The organism is Streptomyces sp. NPDC002867 (genome assembly GCF_053591895.1).
This window is the reverse complement of sequence record NZ_JBSFUR010000015.1, coordinates 130,909-156,408: the sequence shown is the minus strand read 5'-3', so window position 1 is coordinate 156,408 and position 25,500 is coordinate 130,909. Positions and strand designations below refer to the sequence as shown.

At 70.5% G+C, this 25,500-nt stretch carries 20 protein-coding genes, 1 tRNA gene, 2 pseudogenes and 1 riboswitch; of the genes and pseudogenes, 14 read left to right on the top strand and 9 right to left on the bottom strand.

Translation table 11 applies throughout. The features are described from left to right. Positions 1 to 467 precede the first annotated feature (467 nt). The 4 genes and pseudogenes from ACWD0A_RS17365 (at position 468) to ACWD0A_RS17350 (ending at position 2,772) form a co-directional block, all read left to right on the top strand. Positions 468 to 560 carry a GntR family transcriptional regulator gene (locus ACWD0A_RS17365; protein ID WP_451298916.1) on the top strand — a complete coding sequence of 31 codons (93 nt, stop codon included), beginning with the start codon at positions 468 to 470 and terminating at the stop codon, positions 558 to 560. After that, a pseudogene (locus tag ACWD0A_RS17360) lies at positions 556 to 1,437 on the top strand (replication initiator); the annotation flags it as partial. The gene ACWD0A_RS17365 and the pseudogene ACWD0A_RS17360, both read left to right, overlap by 5 nt. Then, positions 1,434 to 1,646: an excisionase family DNA-binding protein gene (locus ACWD0A_RS17355; protein ID WP_451298894.1), complete on the top strand. Its 213-nt coding sequence runs from the start codon at positions 1,434 to 1,436 to the stop codon at positions 1,644 to 1,646. The pseudogene ACWD0A_RS17360 and the gene ACWD0A_RS17355, both read left to right, overlap by 4 nt. After that, positions 1,646 to 2,772, top strand: a pseudogene (locus tag ACWD0A_RS17350) (tyrosine-type recombinase/integrase). Before ACWD0A_RS17355 ends, ACWD0A_RS17350 begins: the two are co-directional and overlap by 1 nt. Before the next feature lie 1,049 nt (positions 2,773 to 3,821). On the opposite strand, the gene ACWD0A_RS17345 reads toward ACWD0A_RS17350, so the two are convergent. The 4 genes from ACWD0A_RS17345 to ACWD0A_RS17330 form a co-directional block, all read right to left on the bottom strand. After that, positions 3,822 to 5,027, bottom strand: coding sequence for a hypothetical protein (locus ACWD0A_RS17345; RefSeq protein ID WP_451298892.1), 1,206 nt, complete (start codon positions 5,025 to 5,027; stop codon positions 3,822 to 3,824). 52 nt (positions 5,028 to 5,079) lie between these two features. After that, the gene (locus ACWD0A_RS17340) at positions 5,080 to 5,391 is read right to left on the bottom strand and encodes a hypothetical protein (RefSeq protein ID WP_451298890.1); all 312 of its coding nucleotides are present in this window, start codon (positions 5,389 to 5,391) and stop codon (positions 5,080 to 5,082) included. Between the two features lie 809 nt (positions 5,392 to 6,200). Next, positions 6,201 to 7,652: an AAA family ATPase gene (locus tag ACWD0A_RS17335; protein ID WP_451298914.1), complete on the bottom strand. Its 1,452-nt coding sequence runs from the start codon at positions 7,650 to 7,652 to the stop codon at positions 6,201 to 6,203. Between the two features lie 271 nt (positions 7,653 to 7,923). Further along, positions 7,924 to 8,106, bottom strand: coding sequence for a hypothetical protein (locus ACWD0A_RS17330; RefSeq protein WP_451298888.1), 183 nt, complete (start codon positions 8,104 to 8,106; stop codon positions 7,924 to 7,926). Positions 8,107 to 8,210: 104 nt separating this feature from the next. Here ACWD0A_RS17330 and ACWD0A_RS17325 point away from each other — a divergent pair, with 104 nt between their 5' ends. Then, on the top strand, positions 8,211 to 9,032 hold the full coding sequence (locus ACWD0A_RS17325) for a hypothetical protein (protein WP_451298886.1): 822 nt from the start codon (positions 8,211 to 8,213) through the stop codon (positions 9,030 to 9,032). A 78-nt stretch (positions 9,033 to 9,110) separates the two neighbouring features. Continuing rightward, a riboswitch (cobalamin riboswitch) is annotated at positions 9,111 to 9,253 on the top strand. 212 nt (positions 9,254 to 9,465) lie between these two features. Here the strand turns inward: ACWD0A_RS17325 and ACWD0A_RS17320 are convergent. Then, positions 9,466 to 9,541: transfer RNA gene (locus ACWD0A_RS17320), tRNA-Arg, on the bottom strand. Positions 9,542 to 9,729: 188 nt separating this feature from the next. Between ACWD0A_RS17320 and ACWD0A_RS17315 the strand changes: the two genes are divergently transcribed. Next, a complete protein-coding gene (locus tag ACWD0A_RS17315; RefSeq protein WP_451298912.1) occupies positions 9,730 to 11,385 on the top strand; it encodes a class I adenylate-forming enzyme family protein in 1,656 nt (551 codons plus the stop codon). A 17-nt stretch (positions 11,386 to 11,402) separates the two neighbouring features. On the opposite strand, the gene ACWD0A_RS17310 is transcribed toward ACWD0A_RS17315, so the two are convergent. Further along, positions 11,403 to 12,701, bottom strand: coding sequence for a M6 family metalloprotease domain-containing protein (locus ACWD0A_RS17310; RefSeq protein ID WP_451298884.1), 1,299 nt, complete (start codon positions 12,699 to 12,701; stop codon positions 11,403 to 11,405). 352 nt (positions 12,702 to 13,053) lie between these two features. Between ACWD0A_RS17310 and ACWD0A_RS17305 the strand changes: the two genes are divergently transcribed. After that, positions 13,054 to 13,671 carry a TetR/AcrR family transcriptional regulator gene (locus ACWD0A_RS17305; RefSeq protein ID WP_451298910.1) on the top strand — a complete coding sequence of 206 codons (618 nt, stop codon included), beginning with the start codon at positions 13,054 to 13,056 and terminating at the stop codon, positions 13,669 to 13,671. Between the two features lie 199 nt (positions 13,672 to 13,870). Beyond that, positions 13,871 to 15,403 (top strand): MFS transporter, encoded by a 1,533-nt coding sequence (locus ACWD0A_RS17300; protein ID WP_451298882.1) that lies wholly within the window; start codon positions 13,871 to 13,873, stop codon positions 15,401 to 15,403. A 113-nt stretch (positions 15,404 to 15,516) separates the two neighbouring features. On the opposite strand, the gene ACWD0A_RS17295 is transcribed toward ACWD0A_RS17300, so the two are convergent. Continuing rightward, on the bottom strand, positions 15,517 to 16,032 hold the full coding sequence (locus ACWD0A_RS17295) for a MarR family winged helix-turn-helix transcriptional regulator (RefSeq protein WP_256356143.1): 516 nt from the start codon (positions 16,030 to 16,032) through the stop codon (positions 15,517 to 15,519). Positions 16,033 to 16,138: 106 nt separating this feature from the next. Between ACWD0A_RS17295 and ACWD0A_RS17290 the strand changes: the two genes are divergently transcribed. After that, positions 16,139 to 16,921 carry a dioxygenase family protein gene (locus ACWD0A_RS17290; protein ID WP_451298880.1) on the top strand — a complete coding sequence of 261 codons (783 nt, stop codon included), beginning with the start codon at positions 16,139 to 16,141 and terminating at the stop codon, positions 16,919 to 16,921. Positions 16,922 to 16,946: 25 nt separating this feature from the next. Here the strand turns inward: ACWD0A_RS17290 and ACWD0A_RS17285 are convergent, their stop codons facing one another. After that, positions 16,947 to 17,465, bottom strand: coding sequence for an N-acetyltransferase family protein (locus ACWD0A_RS17285; protein WP_451298878.1), 519 nt, complete (start codon positions 17,463 to 17,465; stop codon positions 16,947 to 16,949). Positions 17,466 to 17,615: 150 nt separating this feature from the next. Here ACWD0A_RS17285 and ACWD0A_RS17280 point away from each other — a divergent pair, with 150 nt between their 5' ends. Further along, positions 17,616 to 18,644 carry a sigma-70 family RNA polymerase sigma factor gene (locus tag ACWD0A_RS17280; RefSeq protein WP_451298876.1) on the top strand — a complete coding sequence of 343 codons (1,029 nt, stop codon included), beginning with the start codon at positions 17,616 to 17,618 and terminating at the stop codon, positions 18,642 to 18,644. Between the two features lie 204 nt (positions 18,645 to 18,848). Here the strand turns inward: ACWD0A_RS17280 and ACWD0A_RS17275 are convergent, their stop codons facing one another. Beyond that, complete coding sequence (locus ACWD0A_RS17275; protein WP_451298874.1) at positions 18,849 to 19,808, bottom strand: helix-turn-helix transcriptional regulator; 960 nt, start codon at positions 19,806 to 19,808, stop codon at positions 18,849 to 18,851. A 62-nt stretch (positions 19,809 to 19,870) separates the two neighbouring features. Between ACWD0A_RS17275 and ACWD0A_RS17270 the strand changes: the two genes are divergently transcribed. From ACWD0A_RS17270 to ACWD0A_RS17255, 4 genes are all read left to right on the top strand, one after another. After that, positions 19,871 to 21,427, top strand: coding sequence for an MFS transporter (locus ACWD0A_RS17270; protein ID WP_451298872.1), 1,557 nt, complete (start codon positions 19,871 to 19,873; stop codon positions 21,425 to 21,427). Positions 21,428 to 21,610: 183 nt separating this feature from the next. Further along, complete coding sequence (locus tag ACWD0A_RS17265) at positions 21,611 to 22,372, top strand: DeoR/GlpR family DNA-binding transcription regulator (RefSeq protein ID WP_451298870.1); 762 nt, start codon at positions 21,611 to 21,613, stop codon at positions 22,370 to 22,372. After that, on the top strand, positions 22,369 to 23,322 hold the full coding sequence (pfkB, locus tag ACWD0A_RS17260) for a 1-phosphofructokinase (protein WP_451298868.1): 954 nt from the start codon (positions 22,369 to 22,371) through the stop codon (positions 23,320 to 23,322). Before ACWD0A_RS17265 ends, pfkB begins: the two co-directional genes overlap by 4 nt. Then, a complete protein-coding gene (locus ACWD0A_RS17255) occupies positions 23,319 to 25,499 on the top strand; it encodes a PTS fructose transporter subunit IIABC (protein ID WP_451298866.1) in 2,181 nt (726 codons plus the stop codon). Before pfkB ends, ACWD0A_RS17255 begins: the two co-directional genes overlap by 4 nt. Position 25,500 lies beyond the last annotated feature (1 nt).

The window sequence follows — 25,500 nt, the reverse complement described above, 5'->3', positions numbered from 1 at the left end:
CCGCCCCGTCCGCGTCGGGCGCCTCGGCATCCGCGCCGGAGCCGGCTGCTGTGCGGTCGCCCGCGGGCTGCGCGCCGGGCGTGCCAGGGACTGCCTGCCTTCGTCCCGCGCGGGCCGGCCCCGCCACCCCCGCGATGCTGAACTGGACAAGTAGGCACGGGGGCCGGCTCTGTCTTGAGAGGTCAAGCCTCAGGAGCGACTACGGATCACCACATGCCGACCCGCCCAAAGACGCTCGGCCATGAGACACCGCCAAGCGTCTTACGGCGCCATTAGGAGCGTCGGGCCCCGGCGGTGAGCCGGGGAGCGCGCGACGAGCGGAGCGAGGAGCCTTGAACTCGTAGAGAAGATTTCTACTCACTGCCTCCCCAGCGGCCCTGGGCACGTGATCGTCACCTGTTGGCGGTCGGTCCGCACGGCTACGCTGGTCCGCGCCAGCTGATGACATCAGGGAGTGGGCTCAAGGGATGGGACCGAAGTCGGAGCGGGTCTACCGCACGATCCGAGAGTGGGTGGCCACGGGCAGGCTCAAGCCCGGCGAGAAGCTGCCCTCCCCCTGAACGCTATGACTACGAAGCGGCCGTGCTGTGGAACGCGCATGCCTCGAAGATCTGGGCCCGGTTCTCCATCTACCTGCGCCGTGAGGTCGCCAAGCGTGCCGGGCTCTCGCAGCGCGCCTTCAAGGAGCACGCTCGCGTCTCCTTCGCCAAGGTCGCCGAGTACCAGCGCCGCGGGGCCGTCCACTTCCACGCCGTGATCCGCCTCGACGGCCCTGACGGCGGCGACACCCCGCCCCCGGCCTGGGCCACCGCCGAACTCCTCGCCGACGCCATTCGCGCCGCCGCCGCTGCTGCTGACGTGCCCGGCCCCGTCGTCGACGGACGCGCCCACACCTTCGCCTTCGGCACCCAGCTCGACATCCGCCCGATCCGCTCCGCCGACTTCGACGGCGGCACCGAGCTCACCGAACGCGCCGTCGCCGCCTACATCGCCAAGTACGCAACGAAGGGAGCCGAGACCGCGACTGGCACCCTCGACCGCCCAATCAAGTTCCTCGCCGAACTCGGCCGCAAGTCCATCCCCGAACACGCCCGCCGACTCATCCGCACCGCCTGGACCCTCGGCGCCCGCAAAGACCTGGAAGACCTCCGGCTCCGCGCCTGGGCCCACATGCTCGGCTTCCGCGGCCACTTCTCCACCAAGACCCGCCGCTACTCCACCACCCTCGGCGCACTCCGCACCGCCCGCGCCGAATGGCGACGCTTGCAAGCCGCCATCGCCCGCGGCGACGACACCACCGTGCCGGCCGACCAGGGCGACGACGACACCACCCTCGTCCTCGCCCACTGGGCCTTCGCCGGAACCGGACTCACCCGCGGCGAGGAAGGGCTCGCCGCCTCACTCACACCCGACACCACGGAAGGAGACTGCTCATGACCGACCAGCTGCTCACCGTGGAGCAGGTAGCCCAGCTCCTCGGCACCACCGTCCGGTTTCCCCGGCGACTCATCGAGGAACGCCGGATCACCTTCGTCAAAGTCGGCCGACACGTCCGCATCCCCGGAAGTGCCGTTACCGCCTTCGTTACGGCTAACACCGTCGAGCCGGTGACGATCCGGCGGTCTGGCCTGCGGAGGGCCGCCTGATGGCCAACAAGAAGGGCAACCGTCGACGCTTCGGCTCTGTCCGACAGCTCAAGTCGGGACGATGGCAGGCTCGGTACCGCGACCCTGCCACGGACAGCTCCGCAGCGCTGAACAGACCTACGCGACCAAGACTGACGCCGAGGTGGCGCTGACGCACATCGAGGCCGACATCTCGCGCGGGCAGTGGGACGACCCCGACAAGGGAGCCGTTTCCTTCACTGAGTACGCGGACGCATGGCTGCGGGACCGCAAGCTGGCTGACCGGAGCAGAGAGCGGAACGAGGCCGTAATCAGGCTGCACATCAAGCCGACATTCGGCGCTGGGACTCTGGCCGACGTCACCACGTCTCAGGTCCGGGCCTGGCGCGGCAACCTGCTCGCCGCTGGCGTGGGAGAACCCACTGTCGTCAAGGCGTATCAGATCCTTCGAGCCATGATGAACACGGCCGTTGATGACGAACTGATCCGCCGCAACCCCTGCCGGATGAAGGGCGCCGACCGGTACGACGTGCCCGAGCGTCCGGTGCTGACAGTGGCCGAGGTGTACGCCGTGGCCGATGCCATCGCACCCCGGTACCGCCTGCTCGTACTGCTGGCCGCCTTCACCACCTTGCGGTTCGGTGAGCTGGCGTCGCACCGCCGCCGGGACATCGACGTCGCCGGGCGCGTGGTCCTGGTCCAGCGGGCACAAGCGGAGATGCAGGACGGCAAGCTCTTCGACAAGGCTCCGAAGTCGGCGGCTGGCGTCCGGCCCGTTGCCTTTCCGGACGAGATCCTGGCCGACGTGACCGAGCACCTGGAGCACTACGCCGGTGCCGGCCGGGATGGCCATGTCTTCCTCGGGCCCCAGGGTGGCCGACTCCGCCGCAGCAACTTCCGGGACGACTGGATCAAGGCACGCAAGAAGGCGGGCATCTCTGGTGACGTCCACTTCCACGATCTTCGACATACCGGGAATACCCTGGTCGCAGCCGGGGCCAGTACCCGAGAGCTGATGACCCGCATGGGACACAGCACGGCTCGGGCCGCACTGATCTACCAGCACATGACCGCCGACCGGGACCGGGCCATCGCCGACCGGCTAGGAGCCATGATCCGCCAGAGACAGGGCGACGCGGAGTCCTAGTGGCACGTGCGTGGCACAGCCGCGATCATGGCAAAGGGCCAGCTCGAGGGAATCGCCCCTCTGAACTGGCCCTTAGTGCTGTGCCCCCGGCAGGATTCGAACCTGCGACACCCGCTTTAGGAGCATGATCACGAGGTTACTCGTCTTGCCTTGTCCGGCCTGATGTTTCGCTGTTTTCCCAGGTCAACGTCCTCATGAGGAAAGATGGGGGAGTGATCTTTCACGATCCTTCGCGGGCTTTCTTTGTCCTGCTGTTCCCATCAGGTTCCCAACTGAGGCCTTGGGAAGGGTCTTCGAGAGTCGGCGGGAGTGTCTACGCAGCTCTGTCGCCCAGTCGGGTTCCGTTGAGCACCGCTGATGCTTTGGGAGGGGCGACAGGCTTGCTCCCTTGGCCCGGGAGTTGAGCCAGTGGCCGTTTCCGCAGGTCAGTTGACTGGCTCTCTCCTATGCCAAAGTCCGCATGGGCCTTGGGGCCGCCCTGGCTGAGCGCCCCCCGGCCTGCCCGGCCTCCCCGCGCCGCCGCGCTGCCGGTCGCCCCGCCGCCCGGCAGCGGCCCGCGCCACAGCCCTGGAACGCCTCATGGTCGACACCGCCACACGCGCCGCCCATCGCCTGGAAGGCGACACCCCGAGCCTGCACCGCCCCAGGGGCGCCGTACACAGCGCCGCGAGCACCCCCGAACCCGAGTGGTTCCATCACCTGATCCAGAACTCCGGCACCAAACCAACCGCTTTCATCGGCCTCACCCGGCGCCTGGCGCCACGGCGGCCCCACGGGCGTCACCGTCGCGGCCCACAGCCCCAAAAGGGCGACGATGACGACCGCCGGGAGGCACAAGTTCACATCAGTCAAGCCCTTTTTCGCCTATCGCAGCGTGAGCTGCGAAGATTCTCTTCGGTCGGCGCGCAGTTGTCCGCTCAGATGGCGATGAGCCGGACGCGGGTACTCTCGTCAACTCAGCTTTCACCCTCACCCACTGGGCTCCCGAAACACGGCTTGGACGGAGAACGGGCAGTGTTGTGCAGCAGTCGCTGCCGTGTGAACGGTGGCTACCGGCGGCCGGTGAGGAGCGCGCCGAGGCGGTCGCCGATTACGGAGACACCAGGGCGGGGCTCGTTCGCGTAGTACCAGGGCTTGCGTCGGCGCAGCAGCGCCTCACCGTGCTCGCTCCAGGTGAATCCGGGCTTCCGCAGCAGCTTCCGGAACACCGCGTCGGCTGTCTCCGGGTGCGCGGCGGCGAGTCGGCAGATCGGCAGTGGCGCAATCGACCCCTCGCGCAGGTACGTGCGCAACAGGTCCTGATGCTGCCCACGGCTCGCGCGCACCGGGTCCGCGAAGAGGTCTCGCAACATGCCGTATTCCGCGTAGAAGTTGAGCCCGTCGACCTGGTCATAGATGACGCCGATGGTGTGCGAATCCGCGAGTTCTCGCGGCAGCTCGAAGAACGGCAGGTCCAGGTCAGACAGCCGCCTGCCCCGGGCACGGTCGGGCTGTCCGGCGACGGCTGCCTCTTGGCGGTGGCGGTAGTAGGCGTTGAGCAGGTCCTCGGCTTCGGTAGGCGGAAGGACCAGTTCATCGCCGCCGCAGAACTCGATGAACGCGGCCCGGTCCTCCCGCATCCGCTGCCATCCCTGCTCGAGCTTCTCGGGGTTGCGGAAGACCAGTTCGGGTTGGCTGGTGGCCAGGTGGAGAGCGGCCTGGGCGATCTCGGTGGCACTGGACTTGGGGTAGCTCGTCATCGCCCCGGATACCAGCCACGCCCCGCCGGCCGAGTGCACGGGTACCAGGCAGGTGTGGAGAAATCCTCCTTTGGACATGCCACGGAACGCCGCCTGCCCAACATTCGAGTACGTGCGGTACTCCAGGTCGTCGACCAGGTTCAGCAGGACGACGGCGTCCTTTTCCTTGCGCTGGATCTCGAAGATTCCCTCGACGGGGTCGCTCCAGCCGAGCAGCATCTCCCGGTCGACCGCGGTCAAGTCCTTCCGTCCGGCGACGAACCGGTCCACCACGGTCGCACCGTCCGGCAGGCGGTACCGCAGGATGAATTGGTCGATGATCCGGATCGCCTCGCCCTCGTCCAGCTGCCGCTCAGGCCCTGCGGCCTCAAGCAGGAGGGGCGTCAGCCACCGGTCAAAGCGGGTGCTCTGCCCGAAGGCGACAAGCTGCCCTTTCAACTCGGCACTGCGCTCGATGAGGTCGGTCAGCGATGGTTCGCCAGCGCCCTGCTGCGTGCCATGTACGGCGTCAGCCACGTTCAGCCCTCTCAGGCAAGCCGGTTCCGCGTGGGGTGTGAGGTGCCCGACCTCAACCGGCCCAGTGACGGTACGCCTCGATCCACTCCGCACCCTCGGGCGCCGGGCTGGGCAACGGCAGCTCCAGGATTCCGATCGATTGCCGCATGCCGCCGCGAGAGCACAGGGCGACGATCCTTCCGTCCGGCGTGAGGTCGAGGCCGTCCACGGTTACCTCGACGCCGAGAACCGCGGTGGTGAAGGGCAGGCAGAGGTATTCCTCAAGCATGGTGAACAGACCGGTCAGCTGCTCGTCCTCGTTGTAGGCATCGACAGTCGCCTCTTCGATCATGGCCTCAAGCTCGGCCGTGTCCAACACGCTCATGGGGCAACACTAGCGACCCGCGGGGTGACACCGGGCGGCCATGACAGTGCTGGTATCCCACCTCCGGGACGACGAGGGCGAATGGTGGCCTGCGGCACCGGCCGACACCAACCTCGTCGCGGCACTCACCACGGTCTGGGCGTAACGCTTCAGTCACCGACCTGAACGAGATGTGACCGCCACCGTGAGTCGCCAAGTGAACCAGCCGGACCGGGGAGCCGGGAGGCACAAGTTCACGTCGGTCATGAACTGACCGAGGGAGAAGGTGGCCTTGACCGGAGACTCGATGTGGATCACGCCGTTCGCGTCGTGCGCCCTCCGTGCCCGTTTCCGCTACAGCTGCCGCCGCCGCTCTACTCGCGGCCGTTCTGACCGCCTGCACAGGCGGTTCCGGTGATGGCACCACAGGCTCGGAGACGTCCCACGCACGAGGGCGTCATCGCCGTGGCGGACGACGGCTCCTCCCAGCGGGTCAGCGACACCGCCGAACTACATGGGCTTCACCATCGCCGGCCCCAAGACGTTCCTCGGCAGCGGTCCCCGCCGAAGACAGCGGCGACCACGCCAACCGCGGCCTGATCAAGAGCACCGACGCAGGCAAGACCTGGAAGGCCGTCGACGCCAACCGACTCCTCATCGCAACCCAGGACGGCGTCTACGAATCCTGCGACGGCGGCAAGACCTTCACCCAACGCCTGCCGGTCAACCACAGGTCAGCAGACTAAGAATGAGCGTGAGCTGAGGCTCTCCGGGACGCCGGTAATGGTGGAGGTCATGTTCCCGGTGCAGGGGCGGTGACTGCGACCGGGTCAGTCGCCGTGATAGAGGCGAACTGGATCGATCAGCTGGATGGCGGGGTCGTTCTCGGCGAGGTGGCGCAGTTCGTCGGTGAAGCCGGTGCCGCTGTAGCACTGCAGCCGGGTGACGTCGGTGGCGGTCCCGCGTGCGGTGAGGAGAGCACGGATGCGCTGGAGACGTTCGAGGTGGCCCTTTCCCATGACGTCGTTCCATTTGGCTTCGCCGATGGCGAGTAGTGTTTCGCGGCCGCTGTCGGTCTCGCCATGGACTGCGACGTCGACTTCGTGGCTGGTCTTCGCGGCAGGATCGTTGACGGTCCCGCTGGCGACCCTTGTGACCTGCCCGCCGTGGGTTGCGAGGGACGCGTGCCAGCGGGCCCATTCGCGGCAGACCTGTTCGAAGTGCGGGCCGACGACCTTGCTACGGAAGGTGGACTGGGCGCGGCGCCAGACGGCGGGGGCGCGTCCGGGGCGTTCCAGATCGCCCCAGGCGGGGCGCATGACCGCGTGGTAGAAGGCGATGAGAGGTTCGGCAATGCGGTAGGCGGAGCGGTTGCGGCGGAAGGCGTCGGCCTCGTGGGTGATCATGCCGACGTCCTGGAGGACGCTGAGCGGGTGGGCGAGGTCGGTGGACTTGCGGCCGAGGTAGTCGGCGATGCCGCCGCGTGCGGCGTTTCCGGCGGCGATGGCGGCCAGGACGGAGTGGTAGAGCGCGGTGTCGTGGAGTTCGGGTTCCTCTGCGAGCAGGTAGCGGGCCTCGCGGAAGAGCGGACGGGCGGGATTGAGGACGGCGCGGGTGACCCAGGCGTCGAAGTCGTGGGGCCCGGCGGGGGTGTCGCCCTGGGTGAACTCGCGGCGGTAGGCGGGGGTGCCGCCGACGATGGCGTGGGTGAGCAGCGCGGTGCGCGGGTCGGTGATCTCCCAGAACTCGGCGGCGAGGCGGAAGTCCAGGGTGGGGACGACGAGTTCCAGGCCGGCGCGGCCGCGCAGCGGGGCGTTGCCGGCGAGGAGCCCGCCCATGAAGGACAGGGCGGAGCCGCACAGCAGGAGCCGTACGGGGGTGTTGGTGTGCTGGGCGGCGGGGTCGAGGGCGCGTTGGATGATCGAGGGGAGGGCGGGGGAGGCCTTGGCGAGGAAGGGGAACTCGTCGATGACCGCGATGGTGGGGCCGCCCCTGTCGGCGATGCGCATGAGCTCGGTGACGGCCTCGTCCCAGTGGGTGAAGCGGAACGGGGTGGGCTGGTCGCGGTGGCGGGCGAGGGCTTCGCCGAACTGGCGCAGGGCGTCGGTTTCGGTGGTCTCGGTGGCGGTGAACATGAAGCCGCCGCTTGCCCGCGTGACGGCGTCCAGGAGGAAGGTCTTGCCCTGGCGGCGGCGGCCGGAGACCACGCCGAGGGTGGCGCGCGGGCCGGGCAGGGCGGCGAAGCGGGTCAGCTCGGCCCACTCGAAGTCGCGGTCGAACATCTCGGCAGGTTTGTCCACGGCACACCTCTGCATGGATAGGTGCGCTTATTATATCTGGACTTATTCAAGAGTGTTTTCATTCGTGCGTCCGTGCCCGGCGTTGGCCCGGGACGGTGGCGAGGGCAGGGATCGGGGCGGGGTGGGCGGGGGTGGTCACCGCGATCGCGGATCACCGTGGAGGCCGTCTTGCACCTTTGAAGTGCCAACCCGCCAGTGTTCGAACCGGCATCGCTGTCTCGCTGGTCGCGAACGTCGCAGCCGTTCCCTGCGGTCAGCTCACGGCGGACAGGTGATGTGCCCCGGCCGCCCGCCGCCCACCCCGCAGAAAGGGATCGCCGCAGCCGCCGAACCCGGACGCGGCGTCGAAGGCCCGTTCCTGCTCCGCCCGGGCACGTTGCCGCGTATCGCGCTGCTTCTTCTTCGCACGCCGTCGTTCCTGGGTGCGTTTGCCCACTGCGGTACCTCGTGCTCGCGAAGGCGTTGCCGTCTCCGCACCGAGCGTAGTGGCCAGGGCCGCCCGCTCGCCCACTCTCCCGGGGGGTGCGCTTGAATGACCGCATGGCTGTGGTCATGGACGAGGGGACGGTGTACGCGTTCGCCGACGACACCGAGGTCACCGAGGGGCGGACCCTGCTCGCCGACGGTGCGGTGATCGAGGCGGAGAGCGAGCCCCGCGGCATCGGCGGCCTGGTGCGGGACGGCTCGGGCGCCGCTCGCGGTGTATGGGTGCAGGTCGTAGGTCGGGAACTGACGGCGGAATGCGACGGCCCGTGCGCCCTGGCGTCAGGACGCTTGTGCCGGCATGCCGTGGCACTCGCCCTGCACGCCGTCGAACGGCGCCTGCCCTGGCACGCCGCACCCGTCGACGACACCCCCTGTGCCCCCGGCGAAGCCCTGGACGCACTCACCGCCGTGGAGAAGGCCGCGGTGCTGGACCGGCTGCTGGATGCTCGGCCCGAACTGCGCGCAGAAGCAGACCAGTTGGCCGTCCACTTGCTCGCCCCGCGTGCCCGCGTCGAACTGACCGCCCTTCAGGAGGGGACGGCGGCCGAGGTCGAGCAGGCCCTGCGCACCCTGGACAGCCACCATCTGAGCACCGGCTATCGCCCGGGCTTCGGGTACACCGACGTATACGAGGTCGCGAGCCGTCTGATCGAGCCGATCATCGAGCAGTACGAGGCCGATGTCCGTCGCCGTCTGGCGCTGGGCATGCCTGACGCGGCCGAGGCCGTGGCCCTCGGCGTACTCGACGGCCTGGACGCCTGCGAAGGCGACTACGACGGCGACGAGGTGCTGTGCTACGCCGGGGAAAGTCTCGCCGAGACCTACGGGTACAAGATCCGTGAACTGATGCGCACCGCAGGCCGAGCCGTGGAGTAGACCCGCCCTATCCCTTCACGTGTCTCGCCGCACAGCCGAGGGCTTGGCACGGTGGCGCGTCGTTCCGGGACGCTTCCGGCCGACAAGCGACAGCGGAACGAGGAACCCGGTGAGATTCCGGCTCGGTACCGCCACTGTGCAGGGGGGACGACTCTCCGCCATGGCCGCCGGCCCCGTTCGGGGCGGGATCGGGGAAGCGTTGATCCCGAGTCAGGACACTCCCGCCGTCGCACCTCGACGAACCGGGGCAGATTTCCCCGAGAACGGGCCGCGCCCCTGGCGGTCAAGACGTGGGTGGCCGTCAGATCACTAAAGAATGTCCGAAGTGCGAATAATGTGCATTTCAATGTTCCCAGGGCGTTCCCATTGCACACCTGAAGGTCTTCCAGAGAGGTTCCCTGGAAGGCCTTCAGCGTGCTGACCTGCAATTTTGTGGTGCCCCCGGCAGGATTCGAACCTGCGACACCCGCTTTAGGAGAGCGGTGCTCTATCCCCTGAGCTACGAAGGCGGGGATCTGCGTGAGATCCGGCGCCTAGCCTAGCGGATAAGCTCTCCGGCCCGGTGGGATTCCCCTTTCCCCAGCTCACGCCCGTGCCGTCGGTCCAGCTCGGCCTTGACGGGGTACAGGGCGCGGCATAGCGTCGCCGGCGTACTGAGCGAGCGCTTGGAGAGGGGCGAGCCGTGCCGCAGCCCGAGATGTCCGACGCCGTGCGCGACGGGCTCACCGCGCCCGGCGCGCCCTTCGCCGTCGTGCGGGGCGAGGACGGTGCGCTGCAGTACGCGGCCGGGCCGCGCACGCTGCGGGAGTTCGTCGAGGCCACGTGGGCCTACGGGGAGCGGCCGTTCCTGATCGCCGAGAGCCGGACGTACACGTACGGGGAGTTCTTCGCCGCCGCCTGCGCCCTCGCGCGCCGCTTCACCGACGTCCACGCGCTGCGGCCCGGCGACCGGGCCGCCATCGCGATGCGCAACCACCCCGAGTGGCAGATCGCCTTCTGGGCCGCGCAGTTGGCCGGACTCGTCGCCGTGCCGCTCAACGCCTGGTGGACCGAGGAGGAGCTCGCGTACGCGCTCGACGACTGCACCCCGGCCGTGCTCCTCGTCGATGGCGAGCGGCTGCCCCGCGTGGAGGCGTGGCGGCGGGCGAACGGCGTCCCTACCGTCGTCTTCCACCACGACGGCGCGACCGCCGAAGGGGTCGAGCGGTACGAGGACTTCGACGCGCCCGACCCGCTCGCCGGGCCGCCGGCCGTGGACGTGGCGGCGGAGAGCGACGCCACCATCATCTACACGTCGGGAACCACCGGCCGTTCCAAGGGCGCCGTCGCCACGCATCTCGCGCAGGCCGGGGCCACCGTGCATCCGCGCTACCACGCCACGGCCGCCGCGCTCGGGCGCGGACTGGTGCCGGGGCAGGGGGCGGCCCCCGTCACCCTGATGACCTTCCCCTTCTTCCACGTCGCGGCCTTCACGACGCTCTACGCGATGATGGGCGTCGGCGGCGCTCTCGTCCTGATGCGCAAGTGGGACGCCGGCAAGGCGCTCGCGCTCGTCGAGCGGCACCGGGTCACCCACTACTCCGGTGTACCGACCACCGCGCTGCAACTCCTGGACGCGGCCGAGCGGGCCGGCTCCGGCCTGGAGACGCTCACCAATCTGAGCACCGGCGGGGCCGCCGCACCGCCGGACCTGGTGGCGCGGCTGACCGCCGCGTACGGGCGGCGGATCGAGCCGCGCAGCGGGTACGGGCTCACGGAGACCAGCGGGGGAGTGCTGGCGAACTTCGGCGACGCCTATCGCGCGCACCCCGGCAGCGTCGGCCGCCCCGCGCCCGCCGTCGAGGTCCGCATCGCCGGGCCGGGCGGCGAGTCGCTGCCCGAGGGCGAGGTCGGCGAACTGTGGCTGCGGGGCCAGGGTGTCGTGCGGGGTTACTGGCGCGACGAGCGGGCGACCGCGGAGGCGTTCCGCGACGGCTGGTTCAGGACCGGAGACCTCGCGACCGTCCGCGACGGGCGCGTCAGTGTCGTCGACCGGATCAAGGACATGGTGATCCGCGGCGGCGAGAACGTGTACTGCGTCGAAGTCGAGGGCGTCCTGCACGACCATCCCGATGTCGCCGACGCCGCCGTTCTCGGGGTGCCGCATCCGGTGCTCGGGGAAGAGGTCGCTGCCGTCGTGCAGCTGCGGCCCGGTGCCACGGCCGATGCGGAGGAGCTGCGGGCGTACGTCGGCAAGGCGCTCGCCGCGTTCAAGGTGCCCGCGCATCTGGTGTTGCGCGACGAGCCGTTGCCGCGCAATCCGACGGGCAAGATCCTCAAGCGGGAGCTGAGGGCCGGGTTCGGGACCACCTGAAGCAATCGGAGGCCGGCTCAGGAGCGGGTGATCCGCACCCGGTACACGTCGCCCTTCTCCTTGCCCACCACCGAGATGCGCACCCCGTTCTCGGCGTCCCTGAAGGTCTGGCCCGGCTGGTAGGGCGCGTCGGACAGTTCCGCGTGGACGTTGGGGCTGCGGGTGCAGCCGCCGCTGCCGGACTGGCTGTCCACCACCGTCACCGGGCCCTGACCCGTGTCCACGCTCGACCTGACCCGGTAGATCAGCACGCCCGGCTCGCACACGGCGTCGTCGTTGCCCGCCCGGGTCCGTACCTCCACCGCGTAACCGCTGTCCTCGCCCAGCGGCACGACCGCCAGCTTGGAGCCGCCGGCGGTGGCGAGCGGCGTGAGCGCGTACTCCGTCGTGCCCCGCGCGGAGGCGCAGCGGACCTGGTCGTTGTCGAGCCAGCCCAGCTTCCACTTGTGCCAGCCCAGCAGGTCGTTGTTGGCGCCCCAGTCCTCGGACATGATGTCCCAGTGGCCGGCGGCGCCGCCGCCTCCCGCGGTGTAGAGGTCGGGCAGGCCGAAGACGTGGCCGTTCTCGTGCGGCAGGACCCGGTACCCGGTCCTGGCGTACGATCCCGAGCCGTCGTCCTGGCGGCTGTAGACGAAGGACGTGTTGGCCAGCGGCACTCCGTCCGCGTACGGAGCCTCGTCGTTGCCGGAGAAGGTCACGGACAGCACGGTGTCGAGTGCGGACGGGCCGGCGTTGGGGGTGACGAGCACGTTGACCAGGTCGTACCGGCTGAAGTCGACCTTCGCGTCGGCGACCTTCACGAGGTCCTCGACGAGTTTGCGGTAGCCCGGCTCGTACGGTGACCCGCGGTCTATCCCGTACGCCGCGAACGGCAGCGGCATCCGCAGCCAGTCGCTCACCGGGGCGTGGGGGCGGTAGCTGAGCCGGCCGTACGAGCTGGTCCTGAACCACTCGGAGGTCTGGGGGAAGAACTCCGCCAGACGGTCGAGCGCCGACCCCTCGCCCACGGCGTCCGAGAAGTCGATCATGAGGTTGAGGGCGCTGATCTCGCCGGTGGAGCGGGTGTAGCCGGGTGGGGTGGGTATGCCCTCCGACATCTGCACGCCGGACACCGAGGGGATGCGGCAGGACCCGAGCCCGGGAGCGTCCGGAGCGGCCACCGGTCCCGCCGACGCCTTGGAGGGCGCGGGAATCGTCGAACTCGCCGTGGCCAGAGCCGCGAGAGTGAGGGCGGCGAACGCGGCGAGCCCTCCGAGCCGGCGGTGGCTGCTCCGGGTGCGTATCCGGGTGCGTATCCGGGGGCGGGGCTGCTGCATGCGTTCGCCTTCGGGTCCGCGGCAGCAGGCCGGACCCTGGCTGCGCTCTGTCCGTCAGCCTGTGTCGGCCTCCGGCCGGCCGCGCGCCGGGTGGTCCGATCGTGGGTATTTCCGGGCGGCAGGTTCCATCCCGGAAAGAAGTGACTCAGGTCACATCCTGTGAGGGAAATAACCGGGGAACCTCTCCCCGTTTGCACCGGTGTCCCCGCGAAACGGGGAAGGGCTCCCCGCTTCGGCGAGGCCCGTCGAGGCTCATCGCGAGCCGGCGAGGCCCGTCGAGCAAAAGGAGCCGGATCCGCAGAGACCGGAAGGAAGGGGAGCCGTGAGTCCCGCCGCCACCGAAACGCGCCGCATGTCGCGCCCGCGGGCCGACGCCCTGCGGAACCGCGAGCGGATCGTCTCGGCCGCGCGCGAGATGTTCGTCGAGTACGGGCCCGAGGTCCCGCTCGACGAGATCGCCCGTCGCGCCGGCGTCGGCAACGCCACGCTCTACCGCCATTTCCCCGACCGCGCGGTCCTCGTCCGCGAGGTCGTCATCTTTGTGATGTCCCGCGCCACCGAGCGGGCGGCTACGGCGACGGCCGATGAAGCCGACCCGTTCGCCGCCCTGCGCCGGTTCGTCCACGAGGCGGCCGACGAGCGCATCGGCGCGCTGTGCCCGATGCTCTCCGGAGCCTTCGACTTCGACCACCCGGATCTGCACGCCGGACGCGAGCTCCTGGAGGAGACCGTGCACGGTCTCGTCGAGCGGGCCCAGTCGGCGGGCAGGATGCGTAGTGACGTCGCGGTCGGGGACCTGATGGTCGCCCTCTCCCAGCTCACCCGGCCCCTGCCGGGCACCGCGTGCCTGAACATGGACCGGTTCGTCCACCGCCATCTGCAGCTGTTCCTGGACGGCCTCGAAGCGCCCGCGCGCTCCGAACTGCCGGGCGCCGCCGCCACCCTCGAAGACCTGCGGAGCAGCTCCTGACGCCGTAGCGCCGATGTCGGCATCGCCCTCGCCTCGCGGTCACCGCCGCGAACCGATCCGGTGGTGCCGGGCCGGGCCCGACCCGGCCGATGACTTCACCCCGCCTCCGGGGTCTCAACGCCGAGACCCCTTGCCCGCGGGCCTTTTGACGCCATGACGCACCTCGCGTGACCTCTCGTACTCCTTAGGTGGCCAACCCATGCCGAAAACACCCGGAACACCTGACACCTCCCTGCCGGATCCGAGCCGCTGGAAAGCTCTGGTCTTCATCGCCCTCGCCCAGCTGATGGTGGTCCTCGACGCGACGATCGTGAACATCGCGCTCCCCACTGCCCAGCAGGACCTGGGTATTTCCGACGCCAACCGGCAGTGGGTCATCACGGCCTACGCCCTCGCCTTCGGCGGTCTGCTGCTCTTCGGCGGCCGCATCGCCGACCTGTGGGGCCGCAAGCGGACCTTCGTCGTCGGCCTGCTCGGCTTCGCCGCCGCCTCCGCGCTCGGCGGCGCGGCGACCGGCGAGGCGATGATGCTCGGCGCCCGCGCCCTGCAGGGCGTGTTCGGCGCGCTGCTCGCGCCCGCCGCGCTCTCGCTGCTCGCGGTGATGTTCACCGACGCCAAGGAGCGCGCCAAGGCGTTCGGCATCTACGGTGCGATCGCCGGTGGCGGTGGCGCGGTCGGCCTCATCCTCGGCGGCTTCCTCACCGAGTACCTCGACTGGCGCTGGACGTTCTTCGTCAACATCCCGTTCGCGATCATCGCGGCCGTCGGCGCGTACCTCGTCATCCGCGAGCCGGAAGGCGCGCGCAACCGCTCGTCGCTGGACATCCCCGGCGTCGTCCTGTCGACCCTCGGTCTGGTCGCGCTGGTCTACGGCTTCACCCGCGCCGAGTCCGCCGGCTGGTCCGACGGGCTGACCGTGGCCATGTTCGTCGCCTCCGCGGTGCTGCTCGCCGCCTTCGTCGTCACGGAGGCGAAGGTCAGCTCCCCGCTGCTGCCGCTGCGCGTCCTGACCGAGCGCAACCGGGGCGGTGTCTACCTCTCGCTGGGCCTCGCGATCATCGCGATGTTCGGGCTGTTCCTCTTCCTGACGTTCTACCTGCAGGTCGTGAAGGGGTACTCCCCGGTCAAGACCGGCTTCGCCTTCCTGCCGATGATCGCGGGCATGATCACGGGCTCGACCCAGATCGGCGCCCGGCTGATGACCCGTGTGCCGCCGCGGCTGCTGATGGCCCCCGGCTTCGTCGTGGCCGCCATCGGCATGCTGATGCTGACGCAGCTGGAGATCGACAGCTCGTACGCGGGCCTGATCCTGCCCGCGCAGCTGCTGCTGGGCCTCGGTATGGGTACGGCGTTCATGCCGGCCATGTCCCTGTCCACGCACGGCGTGAACCCGGCCGACGCCGGTGTCGCCTCCGCGATGGTCAACACCTCGCAGCAGGTCGGCGGAGCGATCGGTACGGCGCTGCTGAACACGATCGCCGCGTCCGCCACGACCTCGTACATCACCTCGCACGCGGCTGGTGCGGCCGACCCGAAGCTCCTGGAGCTCCAGGGCATGGTGCACGGCTTCTCGTCCGCGATCTGGTGGGCGGTCGGCATCCTGGCGGTCTCGGCCACGATCGCCGCGACCTTCATCAACTCCGGGCGCCCGGGGGCAGGTTCGCCCACCGCCGGTTCGGGCGAGGGTGACGGAGTCGAGGACGAGGTCAGGATTCCCGTCGTCGCCCACTGAGGCGGACACGAGAGGCCGCGCGGCAGGGGCCCGCCCGGGTGATCGACCCGGGCCGGGCCCCTGTCCGTGTGCGAGCGCGCGCGTGCCGGGCCGAGCTCGTGTACCGGATGCGCTCAGCGCAGCCAGGGCAGGTCCGCGCCCGTGTCCTGCGGCTGGAGTCCCTCGGCCATCACCTGCATGATCTCGCCCAGCTGCCGCACCTGTTCGGGCGTGAGCCGGTCGAACATCGCCTGGCGCACTGCCTCCACGTGCCCGGGCGCCGCCCGCTTGAGGACCTCGAAACCCTCGTCCGTGAGCACGGCGTTCTGGCCGCGCCGGTCGGAGGGGCAGTCCTCGCGGCGCACCCAGCCGTTCTTCTCCAGCCGGGCGATGGCGTGGGAGAGCCGGGAGCGGGTGATCTTCGCGTCGATCGCCAGCTCGGTCATCCTGCGGCGGCGGCGCGGTGCCTGGGAGAGCTGGACGAGCAGGCCGTAGTAGACGTGCGGCATGCCGGCGTCCCGCTGCAACTGGCGGTCGAGATGGTCCTCGAAGAGAGTGGTGGCATGCAGGTAGGAACGCCAGACGCGTTGTTCCGCCTCGGTCAGCCAGCGCGGCTCGGACTCGCTGTCGCCCATGGATGCCCTGTTCATGTATCCCACTGTACCGGCCCTGTTCTTGAAAGTTGAACTAAATGGACCGCAGGAGTAGTGTCGTGAGATGAACTTGAAAGTTCAATGAGATCGGGAGTCAGCCGCCATGAACGCCAGCCCCGCCGCGGAGCGCATGCCCGCCCTCTACCTGTCCCACGGCGCGCCGCCCCTCGCCGACGACCCCCTCTGGCCCGGCGAGCTCGCGGCCTGGTCCGCCGGCCTGCCGCGCCCCAGGGCGATCCTCGTGGTCTCCGCGCACTGGGAGGAGGCTCCGCTCGCGCTCGGCGCGACCGCGACCGTCCCTCTCGTCTACGACTTCTGGGGCTTCCCCGAGCACTACTACCAGGTGCGCTACGAGGCTCCCGGGGCACCCGAACTCGCCGAGTCGGTGCGTAAGTTGCTCCGCCGCGCCGGTACGCCGGTGCAGGACGTCCCCGACCGCGGCCTCGACCACGGCGCGTATGTCCCGCTCGTCGAGATGTTCCCCGGCGCGGACATCCCCGTGCTCCAGATCTCCATGCCGACGCTCGACCCCGGCAAGCTCCTGGAGATCGGGCGGCGGCTCGCCCCGCTCCGCGACGAGGGCGTACTGATCATCGGCAGCGGCTTCTTCACCCACAACCTGGCCGCGCTGCGGCATGCCGGGACGCCCGGCTGGTCGACGGAGTTCGACGACTGGGGGCGGCGGGCGCTGGCCGCCGCCGACGTGGACGCCCTGCTGGACTTCGAGAACAAGGCCCCCGCCGGCCGCATCGCCCACCCGCGCACCGAGCACTTCGCCCCGCTGTTCGTCACTCTGGGCGCGGCGCAGGGCGAACTGGGGACCGGCCGGAGCGTGATCGACGGCTTCTGGATGGGGCTGGCCAAGCGCTCCGTGCAGTTCGGCTGAGGCGCCGACACAGGCCGGTCGCCCCTCAGTTCAGAGGCTTCTCGAACCAGGCCACGTCCCAGTACCGGCCGAGCTTGCGGCCCACCTGCTCGTACGTCCCGACGTGCCGGAAGCCGAAGCGGGCGTGGAGCCTGTTGGAGGGCTCGTTCGGCTGGGCGATGCCCGCGTACGCCCGGTGCACGTCCTCGCCCTCGAGCGCCGCGAAGAGCTCCTTGTAGAGGAGCGTGCCGATGCCTCGGCCGGCGGCCTCGGGCGCGAGGTAGACGCTGACCTCGACCGAGGTCGAGTAGGCCGGCTTGGGGCGGAAGGGGCTGCTGGTGGCGTAGCCGAGGACGCCTCGGGCCGCGTCCCGCGCAACCAGGAGGCGGTGCGGGCCGTCTTCAGGGTGGGAGTGCAGCCACGGACGACGTTGTCCGGGGGTGAATTCGGTGATGTCGAACGTGATGGCGGTCTCACGGACGTAGTGGTTGTAGATGTCGGTGAGTGGGACCAGATCGGCCTCAGCACCCGCCCTGACCTGCACGTCCCTGCGCTCCGGCGGCATCCGTCCTCCCTCTTCGTGGCGGCACAGGGTACTGCATGATCGCGGAAATCGATGCACCTGATGGGAATTCTGTCCGGATTCCAGTCGTTGTTTCCTTCGGATGCAGGGCACCCGTGAGGGTGTCGTGACCTACTCAGCAAGGGAGCTCGCATGGCAACCCGTGCCGTCGCCCGTCGCCAGTCCGACGCTGGGGACACCTCTCAGGTCTCCGGCTCCGGAGGTGGGACCGACAGGGCGAGCAGCGTTCGCGCCGTGGGCGGGGAGATCGCCGACCGCGACCTGGTCGGCATGTACCTCGACGAGATCGCGCGCACGCCACTGCTCGACGCCGCCAAGGAGGTCGAGCTGTCCCAGACCATCGAGGCGGGTGTGTACGCCCGCCAGATCCTCGACGGAGAGGTGGAGAGCAAGGCCGGCGGAGCCACGCGTGAGGAGCTGGAAACGCTTGCCGCGGCCGGCGAGCGGGCGAAGGATGTCTTCATCCGGTCCAACCTGCGCCTCGTCGTGGCCGTCGCCCGGCGCTACCCACGCAGCGGACTGCCCCTGCTCGACCTGATCCAGGAGGGGAACGCGGGCCTGGTCCGCGCGGTCGAGAAGTTCGACTACGCGAAGGGCTTCAAGTTCTCCACGTACGCGACCTGGTGGATCCGCCAGGCGATCACCCGTTCCATAGCCGACCAGTCCCGCACCATCCGGCTCCCCGTCCACCTGGTGGAGGAGCTCGGCCGCATCCGCCGTGTCCAGCGCGAGTTCAACAGGGAGAACGGCAGGGAGCCGGAGGCCGCCGAGATCGCGGAGGAGCTGGGCTCGACGCCGGAGCGCGTCACCGACGTCCTGGACTGGGCCCGTGACCCGGTCAGCCTGAACATGTCCGTGGACGACGCCGGGGAGACCCAGTTCGGCGATCTGCTGGAGGACACGTCGGCGGTGTCGCCGGAGCAGTCGGTGCTCACGCTGCTGCGCAGCGAGGAGCTCGACGACCTCATCGGCAGGCTCGACCACCGCACCGCCTCGATCATCCGTATGCGGTACGGCATCGAGGACGGCCGGGAGCGCACACTGACGGAGGTCGGCAAGGAGCACGGCCTGACGCGTGAGCGGATCCGTCAGATCGAGAAGCACGCGCTGCTGGAGCTGAAGCGCATGGCCCGCGACACGGGCTTCGACGCGGCGGCGTAGTCACCGACCGCCGGGTGCGGAAGAGGGCATGTGGCGGACGATCCTGGCATCCACCAGGACCGTCCGCCGCCGCGCGTCCGGGGCGGTCCGCTGCGCCCCTGAGCGCCCGCGTCGGGCCGCCCGCTCCCCAGGTGCGGACCCGCGACGGGCCGTTCAGGTGCCGGGCCCGCGTCGGGCCGTCCGCTCCGCCCCTGGACGCCCGCGTCAGGCCGTGGACCTCGTCAGGCGGGTCGCCAGGTCCGTCACGTAATCCCGCAGCGGCTGCGGTCCGTGCACCGTGAACTCGCAGTCCACCAGCGCCAGTCGGAGCGCCAGCCACTCCACCGAGTCCGCCGCCCGGGTCCGCAGCCGGCACGTGTCCTCGCCCGTCGGGACGGGCGCGCCCAGGTGCTCGGGCAGCCGGGCAGCGACGAACGACGCCGGGGCGCGGAAGCTCACGTCGACGTCGTGCTCCTGCTGCTGCCGCGACATGGTGTGGCTCAGCAGCTCCGCCGCGTCCCCCACGGGAGCCTCCCGCGGAGCGAACCGCGACCCCGTGGCGAACGGCTCCGTCACCCGGTCCACGCGGAACGTGCGCCAGTCCTCGCGCTGGAGGTCGTACGCGACGAGGTACCACCGGCGCCCCGTCGACACGAGCCGGTAGGGCTCGACCTGCCGGCGCGTCTCGGCGCCGTCACCCGCGCGGTAGGCGAAGCGCAGCCGCTCGCGCCCGGTGACCGTGCCCGCGATGACTGTCAGCGTCTGCGGATCGATGGTGGCGCCGTCGCCCCTTGTCAGGGGGAGCGTCGCCGCCTGGAGGGTGGTCACGCGGTGCCGCAGCCGGGACGGGAGCACCTGCTCCAGTTTGGCCAGGGCCCGCACCGAGGCCTCCTCGATGCCCTCGATGGCATGGCCCGCACCCGCCCGCAGGCCGACCGCGATGGCCACCGCCTCCTCGTCGTCCAGCAGGAGGGGCGGCATCGCGGCGCCCGCGACCAGGCGGTACCCACCGACCGCACCCTTGGTCGCCTCCACCGGATAACCGAGGTCCCGCAGCCGGTCGATGTCGCGCCGGATCGTGCGCGGGCTGACGCCGAGGCGGTCCGCGAGCTCGCTGCCGGGCCATTCGCGCGGGGTCTGGAGAAGCGAGAGCAGATTGAGGAGTCGTGCCGGAGTGTCCGTCATGCTTTCCAGGATGGCGCTCATCTAGGACGTGACCTGACCTATATGCCCTCCAGAATCCTCGTATGAGTTCACAGCAGCCCGCCGTAACGGGTACGGCATCGGACCGCAGGCGATGGATCGCTCTCGCCATCGTCATGACCGCGGCCTTCATGGACCTGGTCGACGTCACCATCGTCAACATCGCGATCCCCAGCATCGAGCGGGATCTCGGCGCCTCGTTCGGCGCGATCCAGTGGATCACCGCGGGGTACGCGCTCGCCTTCGCCGCCGGTCTGATCACGGGCGGCCGGCTCGGTGACATCTACGGCCGCAAGCGGCTGTTCCTGATCGGCATGACCGGATTCACGATCGCCTCCGCGCTCTGCGGGTTCGCCCCCAGCGAGGAGATGCTGGTCGCCTCCCGCCTCCTGCAGGGCACCGCGGCGGCCATGATGGTGCCGCAGGTCCTCGCGATCGTGCACGTCACCTTCCCGGCGCACGAACGCGGCAAGGTCTTCGGCCTGTTCGGTGCGGTCGTGGGCCTCGGGGCGGTCTCCGGGCCGCTGCTCGGCGCGCTGCTGACCCAGTGGAACCTCTTCGGTCTCGAATGGCGCCCGATCTTCCTGATCAACCTTCCGGTCGGCATCGCCGGTCTGATCCTGGGACGGAAGTTCATCACCGAGTCCCGTGCTCCGAAGGCGCTCCGGCTCGACCTCGTGGGCGTCGCCCTGGTCACCCTCGGCCTGCTGATGCTGATCTACCCGCTCACCCGCGGCCGCGAGCTGGACTGGCCGCTGTGGGGCCACCTGTGCATGGCGGCCAGCCCGTTGGTGTTCGCCGTGTTCGTGGCGTACGAGAAGTACAAGACCCGCAAGGACGGCTCTCCGCTGGTCGAGCTGTCGCTGTTCAAGGTGAAGAGCTTCGCCGCGGGCATCGCCGTGCAGCTGACGTTCGGTGTCGTGCTGGGCATCTTCTTCCTGGTCTGGACGCTGTACATGCAGATCGGGCTCGGCTGGAGCCCGCTGAAGGCCGGTCTGACCGGCGTGCCGTTCTCGATCGCCGTCTCCGCGGCGGCAGGGATGTCGGTGCAGCTGCTGGTGCCGCGCTTCGGGCGGAAGGTGCTGCAGGCGGGCGCGGTGACGATGGCCGCCGGCCTGCTGATCTACATCTGGGAGGCCGACCGGTACGGCACGGCGATCGCCCCCTGGCAGATGATCCTGCCCCTGGTCGTCATGGGCGTCGGGATGGGCCTGATCGTCGCGCCGCTCACGGACGCGGTGCTCTCGGAGGTGCCGCGCGAGCACGCGGGTTCGGCGTCGGGCCTGATCAACACGACCGCCCAGATGGGCAACGCGCTCGGCCTCGGCCTGGTGTCGGTGGTCTTCTTCGGCACGATCGACGAGGAGAGGCCGGCGCCGGGCGCGGCGGGCAGGGTGTTCGCCGAGGCCTTCCAGCACTCGCTGTGGTGGGTGGCGGCGGTGCTCGGCGCGATCTTCCTGGTGATGTTCGCGCTGCCGGCGCGGCCGAAGCAGCACCTGGAGGCGGGCGCGACGGACGACGCCCCGGAGCCGGTCGAGAAGACGGCCGAGCAGGTGGAGGGTGCGCAGGAAGGCGAGCCGGAGCCGGTGCTCGCGCGCTGAGACCGCCCGGCGCTCCCAGAACGAAGCCGGTGCTCCGATGCCCGCGCCACGATGTTGTGGCGCGGGCATCGGCCTGTCGGATGTCGTCCCGTTCGAATGCCCGAGTCTGTTTACTTTGGCGAAATCCGGGCGTAGCCTCGTGGTGAAACCACAGGTTCGGGCATGGATCGGATGTAGAACCACATGTACGCAGCGGAGCGCCAACAGGAGATCCTGCGGCTCGCCCGGGACGGCGGACGCGTCGACGTCCTGTCGCTCGCCGAGTCGTTCCAGGTGACCGCCGAGACCATCCGGCGCGACCTCAAGTCCCTGGACCGCGCCGGTCTGGTGCGGAGGGTGCACGGAGGTGCCATCCCGGCCGGGCGGCTGGACTTCGAGCCCGACCTCGCCGAGCGCGAGTCCACCGCCGCCGACGAGAAGGATCGCATCGCCCAGGCCGCCCTGGGAGAACTGCCCGAGGAGGGCAGCGTGATCCTCGACGCCGGATCCACCGTCGGGCGCCTCGCCGCGGCGTTCCCCCTGGACCGCTCGCTCACCGTCGTGACCCACGCCCTGCCCGTCGCCGCGCGTCTCGCCGACCACCCCGGCATCGACCTCCACCTCGTCGGCGGCCGCGTACGGCACCGTACGCGCGCCGCCGTCGACGCCTGGGCCCTGCGGGCGTACAGCGAGATCCACGCCGACGTCGTCTTCATCGGCGCGAACGGGTACTCGGCGGACGGCGGCCTGACCACCCCCGACCTGGCCGAGGCCGCCGTCAAGCGCGCCCAGATCGCCGCGGCGCGCCGCGTCGTCCTGCTCGCCGACTCGGCCAAGTACGGACAGGAGCACTTCGCGCGGTTCGGCGACCTCTCGGACGTCGACCTGCTCATCACGGACAGCGGGCTCGCCCCGAAGGACGCCGAGGCCATCGAGGCCGCGGGCACGGAAGTCGTACGCGCATGATTCTGACCGTCACCCCGAACCCGTCGCTGGACCGCACCTACGAGGTTCCGTCGCTGGACCGCGGCGAGGTGCTGCGCGCCACCGGCGAACGGATGGACCCGGGCGGCAAGGGCGTCAACGTGTCGCGGGCCGTTGCCGCAGCCGGGCACCGCACGGTCGCGGTCATGCCGCTCGGCGGAGCGCCCGGCGCACTCGTCGCCGACCTGCTCGTGGGCCAGGGCATCGAGGTCGCGTCCGTGCCGGTGGTCGGGCACACCCGCTCGAACATCTCCGTCGCCGAACCGGACGGCACCCTCACCAAGATCAACGCCCCCGGTCCCGAGCTGAGCCCCGTCGAGTCGGCGCTGCTGCTCGCCGCGGTCCGGGAACACTCCGAGTCCGCGGACTGGATCGCCTGCTGCGGCAGCCTGCCGCGCGGCCTCGGCCCCGACTGGTACGCCGAACTGGTCGTCCGTGCGCACGCCGCGGGCACGCGCGTCGCCCTCGACACGTCGGGGCCGTCGCTGATGGCGGCGCTGCCCGTGCGTCCCGACGTCGTCAAGCCGAACGCCGACGAACTCGCCGCGGCCGTGGGCCGCCCGCTGCTGACCGTCGGCGAAGCGGTCAAGGCGGCGGAGGAGCTGCTCGCGTTCGGCGCGCGCTCGGTGCTCGCCAGCCTGGGCGCCGACGGCCAGTTGCTCGTCTCCGAGGCGGGCACGTACTTCGGCTCGGCGGCCGTGAGCGCCGTGCGCAGCAACGTCGGCGCGGGGGACGCCTCTCTCGCCGGATTCCTCGCCGCGGGCGGGGAGGGCCGCGGCGCACTGGCGGCGGCGGTCGCCCACGGCGCGGCGGCGGTACAGCTGCCGGGCAGCGTGATGCCCGCCCCTGCCGACCTCGACCCGTCCGCGGTCACCGTGACCGCGGACATCCCCCTGGACCGAGTCCTCACCGAACAAGGGAGCCCGCGATGAGCGACATGATCACCGCGGACCTGGTCGACCTCGACCTGGCCGCGACGACGAAGGAAGCGGCGGCCCGTTCGCTGGCCTCACGGATGAGGGAGCTCGGCCGGATCACCGACCTGGACGGCTTCCTCGCCGACGTGGCGGCGCGCGAGGCGCAGATGCCGACCGGCCTGGACGGCGGCATCGGCATCCCGCACTGCCGCAGCGAGCACGTCACCGAGCCGACGCTGGCGTTCGGCCGCAGCGCGGCGGGCATCGACTTCGGTGCGCCGGACGGGCCGGCGGACCTGATCTTCCTGATAGCGGCACCGGCGGGCGCGGACGACGCCCACCTGACGATCCTGTCGTCGCTGGCCCGCCGCCTGATGGACGAGTCCTTCACCGGCGCGCTGCGCACGTCGACGGACCGGTCGGCAACGGCGTCCCTGATCCGCGGTGACGCACCGTCGCCGGCAGAGGCGCCGGTCGCGGGAGAGGCGGGCGCCGCAGCGTCGTCGGACGATGGCGCGGCCGCGGCTTCGGCCGCGGGCCCGTCCGACTCGGGCGCGGACGCGTCCGATGCCGGTACGAGAGGTGCGGGAGCACCGGCGAGCACGGCGACGACGGCCCCGCAGCGCGGCGGCGACGCCGCCGGACCGGGCGCGGACGCGGGCACGGAGCGGACGGACGCCGCGGACGACGGTGCGGCCACCGGTTCCGCGCCGCGCGGCCCGTTCCGTGTCGTTGCCGTCACCTCCTGTCCCACCGGCATCGCCCACACCTACATGGCGGCCGAGGCCCTGGAGAAGGCCGGCGGTGCCGCCGGTGTCGAGGTCGTCGTCGAGACGCAGGGCTCCGCCGGGTTCGCCCGGCTCGACCCCGCCGTCATCGACGCCGCCGACGGCGTGATCTTCGCGCACGACGTGCCCGTACGGGACAAGGAGCGCTTCGCCGGCAAGCCCACCGTGGACGTCGGCGTCAAGGCCGGCATCAGCCGGGCCGCCGAGCTGATCGCCGAGGTGCGCGGCAAGGCCGAGCGCGGCGAGGTCACCGCGGCGGCGCGGACGGCGGCACCCGTGGACAGGGCGGGCGAACCCGGCGAGGGCTACGGCACGAAGCTCCGCAAGTGGCTCATGTCCGGCGTCAGTTACATGGTGCCGTTCGTCGCCGCGGGCGGTCTGCTCATCGCCCTCGGCTTCGCGATCGGCGGATACGAGATCTCCGACGCCAAGTCCGTGGCCGAGCACTTCGTGTGGGCCGACCACACGAGCTGGGCCGCGCTGCTGTTCCAGGTCGGCGGGCTGGCGTTCAGCTTCCTCGTGCCCGTGCTCGCCGGGTACATCGCGTACGGCATGGCCGACCGCCCCGGTCTCGTCCCCGGTTTCGTCGGCGGTGCCATCTCGCTGACCATCAACGCCGGCTTCCTCGGCGGCCTGATCGCCGGTCTGATCGCGGGCTTCACGGTCATGACCATCCAACGCCTCAAGGTGCCCAAGCCACTGCGCGGCATCATGCCGGTGGTCGTGATCCCGCTGATCTCCTCGATCGTGGTCGGTTTCCTGATGTTCCTCGTCGTCGGCAAGCCCGTCGCCGAGCTGCAGCAGGCGCTGACCAACTGGCTGTCCGGCCTGTCCGGGGCCAATGCCATCCTCCTGGGCGTCCTGCTCGGCCTGATGATGTGCTTCGACCTCGGCGGCCCGCTCAACAAGGTCGCCTACGCCTTCGCGGTCGGCGGACTCGCCAACCCGACCGAGGGCTCGCTCAAGGTCATGGCCGCGGTGATGGCCGCGGGCATGGTGCCGCCGCTCGCCATGGCGCTGGCGACGGTCGTGCGCGGTCGGCTGTTCACGAAGACCGAGCGGGAGAACGGCAAGGCGGCCTGGGTGCTGGGCGCCTCGTTCATCACCGAGGGCGCCATTCCGTTCGCCGCGGCCGACCCGCTGCGGGTCATCCCTTCCGCGATGGTGGGCGGCGCGGTCACCGGCGCACTGTCGATGCTCTTCGAGTGCACGCTGCGCGCCCCGCACGGCGGCATCTTCGTCGTGCCGCTGATCGGGAACCCGTTCCTCTACCTCCTCGCCATAGCCGCGGGAACGCTCGTCAGCACGGGCCTGGTGCTCCTGCTCAAGGGCGCACGCAAGCCGGATCAGGCCGCCGCGTCCGCCGAGGCGGCGTCGGCGGAGAAGGTGTCCGTCGCCGCCTGAG

Excerpts from the sequence above, each read along its gene's own strand:
- ACWD0A_RS17280 (WP_451298876.1), top strand. The coding sequence starts at position 17,616 with ATGGCAACCCGTGCCGTCGCCCGTCGCCAGTCCGACGCTGGGGACACC.
- ACWD0A_RS17315 (WP_451298912.1), top strand. The coding sequence starts at position 9,730 with ATGTCCGACGCCGTGCGCGACGGGCTCACCGCGCCCGGCGCGCCCTTC.
- ACWD0A_RS17310 (WP_451298884.1), bottom strand. The coding sequence starts at position 12,701 with ATGCAGCAGCCCCGCCCCCGGATACGCACCCGGATACGCACCCGGAGC.
- ACWD0A_RS17265 (WP_451298870.1), top strand. The coding sequence starts at position 21,611 with ATGTACGCAGCGGAGCGCCAACAGGAGATCCTGCGGCTCGCCCGGGAC.
- ACWD0A_RS17340 (WP_451298890.1), bottom strand. The coding sequence starts at position 5,391 with ATGAGCGTGTTGGACACGGCCGAGCTTGAGGCCATGATCGAAGAGGCG.
- ACWD0A_RS17255 (WP_451298866.1), top strand. The coding sequence starts at position 23,319 with ATGAGCGACATGATCACCGCGGACCTGGTCGACCTCGACCTGGCCGCG.
- ACWD0A_RS17325 (WP_451298886.1), top strand. The coding sequence starts at position 8,211 with ATGGCTGTGGTCATGGACGAGGGGACGGTGTACGCGTTCGCCGACGAC.
- ACWD0A_RS17270 (WP_451298872.1), top strand. The coding sequence starts at position 19,871 with ATGAGTTCACAGCAGCCCGCCGTAACGGGTACGGCATCGGACCGCAGG.
- ACWD0A_RS17275 (WP_451298874.1), bottom strand. The coding sequence starts at position 19,808 with ATGACGGACACTCCGGCACGACTCCTCAATCTGCTCTCGCTTCTCCAG.
- ACWD0A_RS17300 (WP_451298882.1), top strand. The coding sequence starts at position 13,871 with ATGCCGAAAACACCCGGAACACCTGACACCTCCCTGCCGGATCCGAGC.
- ACWD0A_RS17355 (WP_451298894.1), top strand. The coding sequence starts at position 1,434 with ATGACCGACCAGCTGCTCACCGTGGAGCAGGTAGCCCAGCTCCTCGGC.
- ACWD0A_RS17295 (WP_256356143.1), bottom strand. The coding sequence starts at position 16,032 with ATGAACAGGGCATCCATGGGCGACAGCGAGTCCGAGCCGCGCTGGCTG.
- ACWD0A_RS17365 (WP_451298916.1), top strand. The coding sequence starts at position 468 with ATGGGACCGAAGTCGGAGCGGGTCTACCGCACGATCCGAGAGTGGGTG.
- ACWD0A_RS17285 (WP_451298878.1), bottom strand. The coding sequence starts at position 17,465 with ATGCCGCCGGAGCGCAGGGACGTGCAGGTCAGGGCGGGTGCTGAGGCC.
- pfkB (WP_451298868.1), top strand. The coding sequence starts at position 22,369 with ATGATTCTGACCGTCACCCCGAACCCGTCGCTGGACCGCACCTACGAG.
- ACWD0A_RS17335 (WP_451298914.1), bottom strand. The coding sequence starts at position 7,652 with ATGTTCGACCGCGACTTCGAGTGGGCCGAGCTGACCCGCTTCGCCGCC.
- ACWD0A_RS17305 (WP_451298910.1), top strand. The coding sequence starts at position 13,054 with ATGTCGCGCCCGCGGGCCGACGCCCTGCGGAACCGCGAGCGGATCGTC.
- ACWD0A_RS17290 (WP_451298880.1), top strand. The coding sequence starts at position 16,139 with ATGAACGCCAGCCCCGCCGCGGAGCGCATGCCCGCCCTCTACCTGTCC.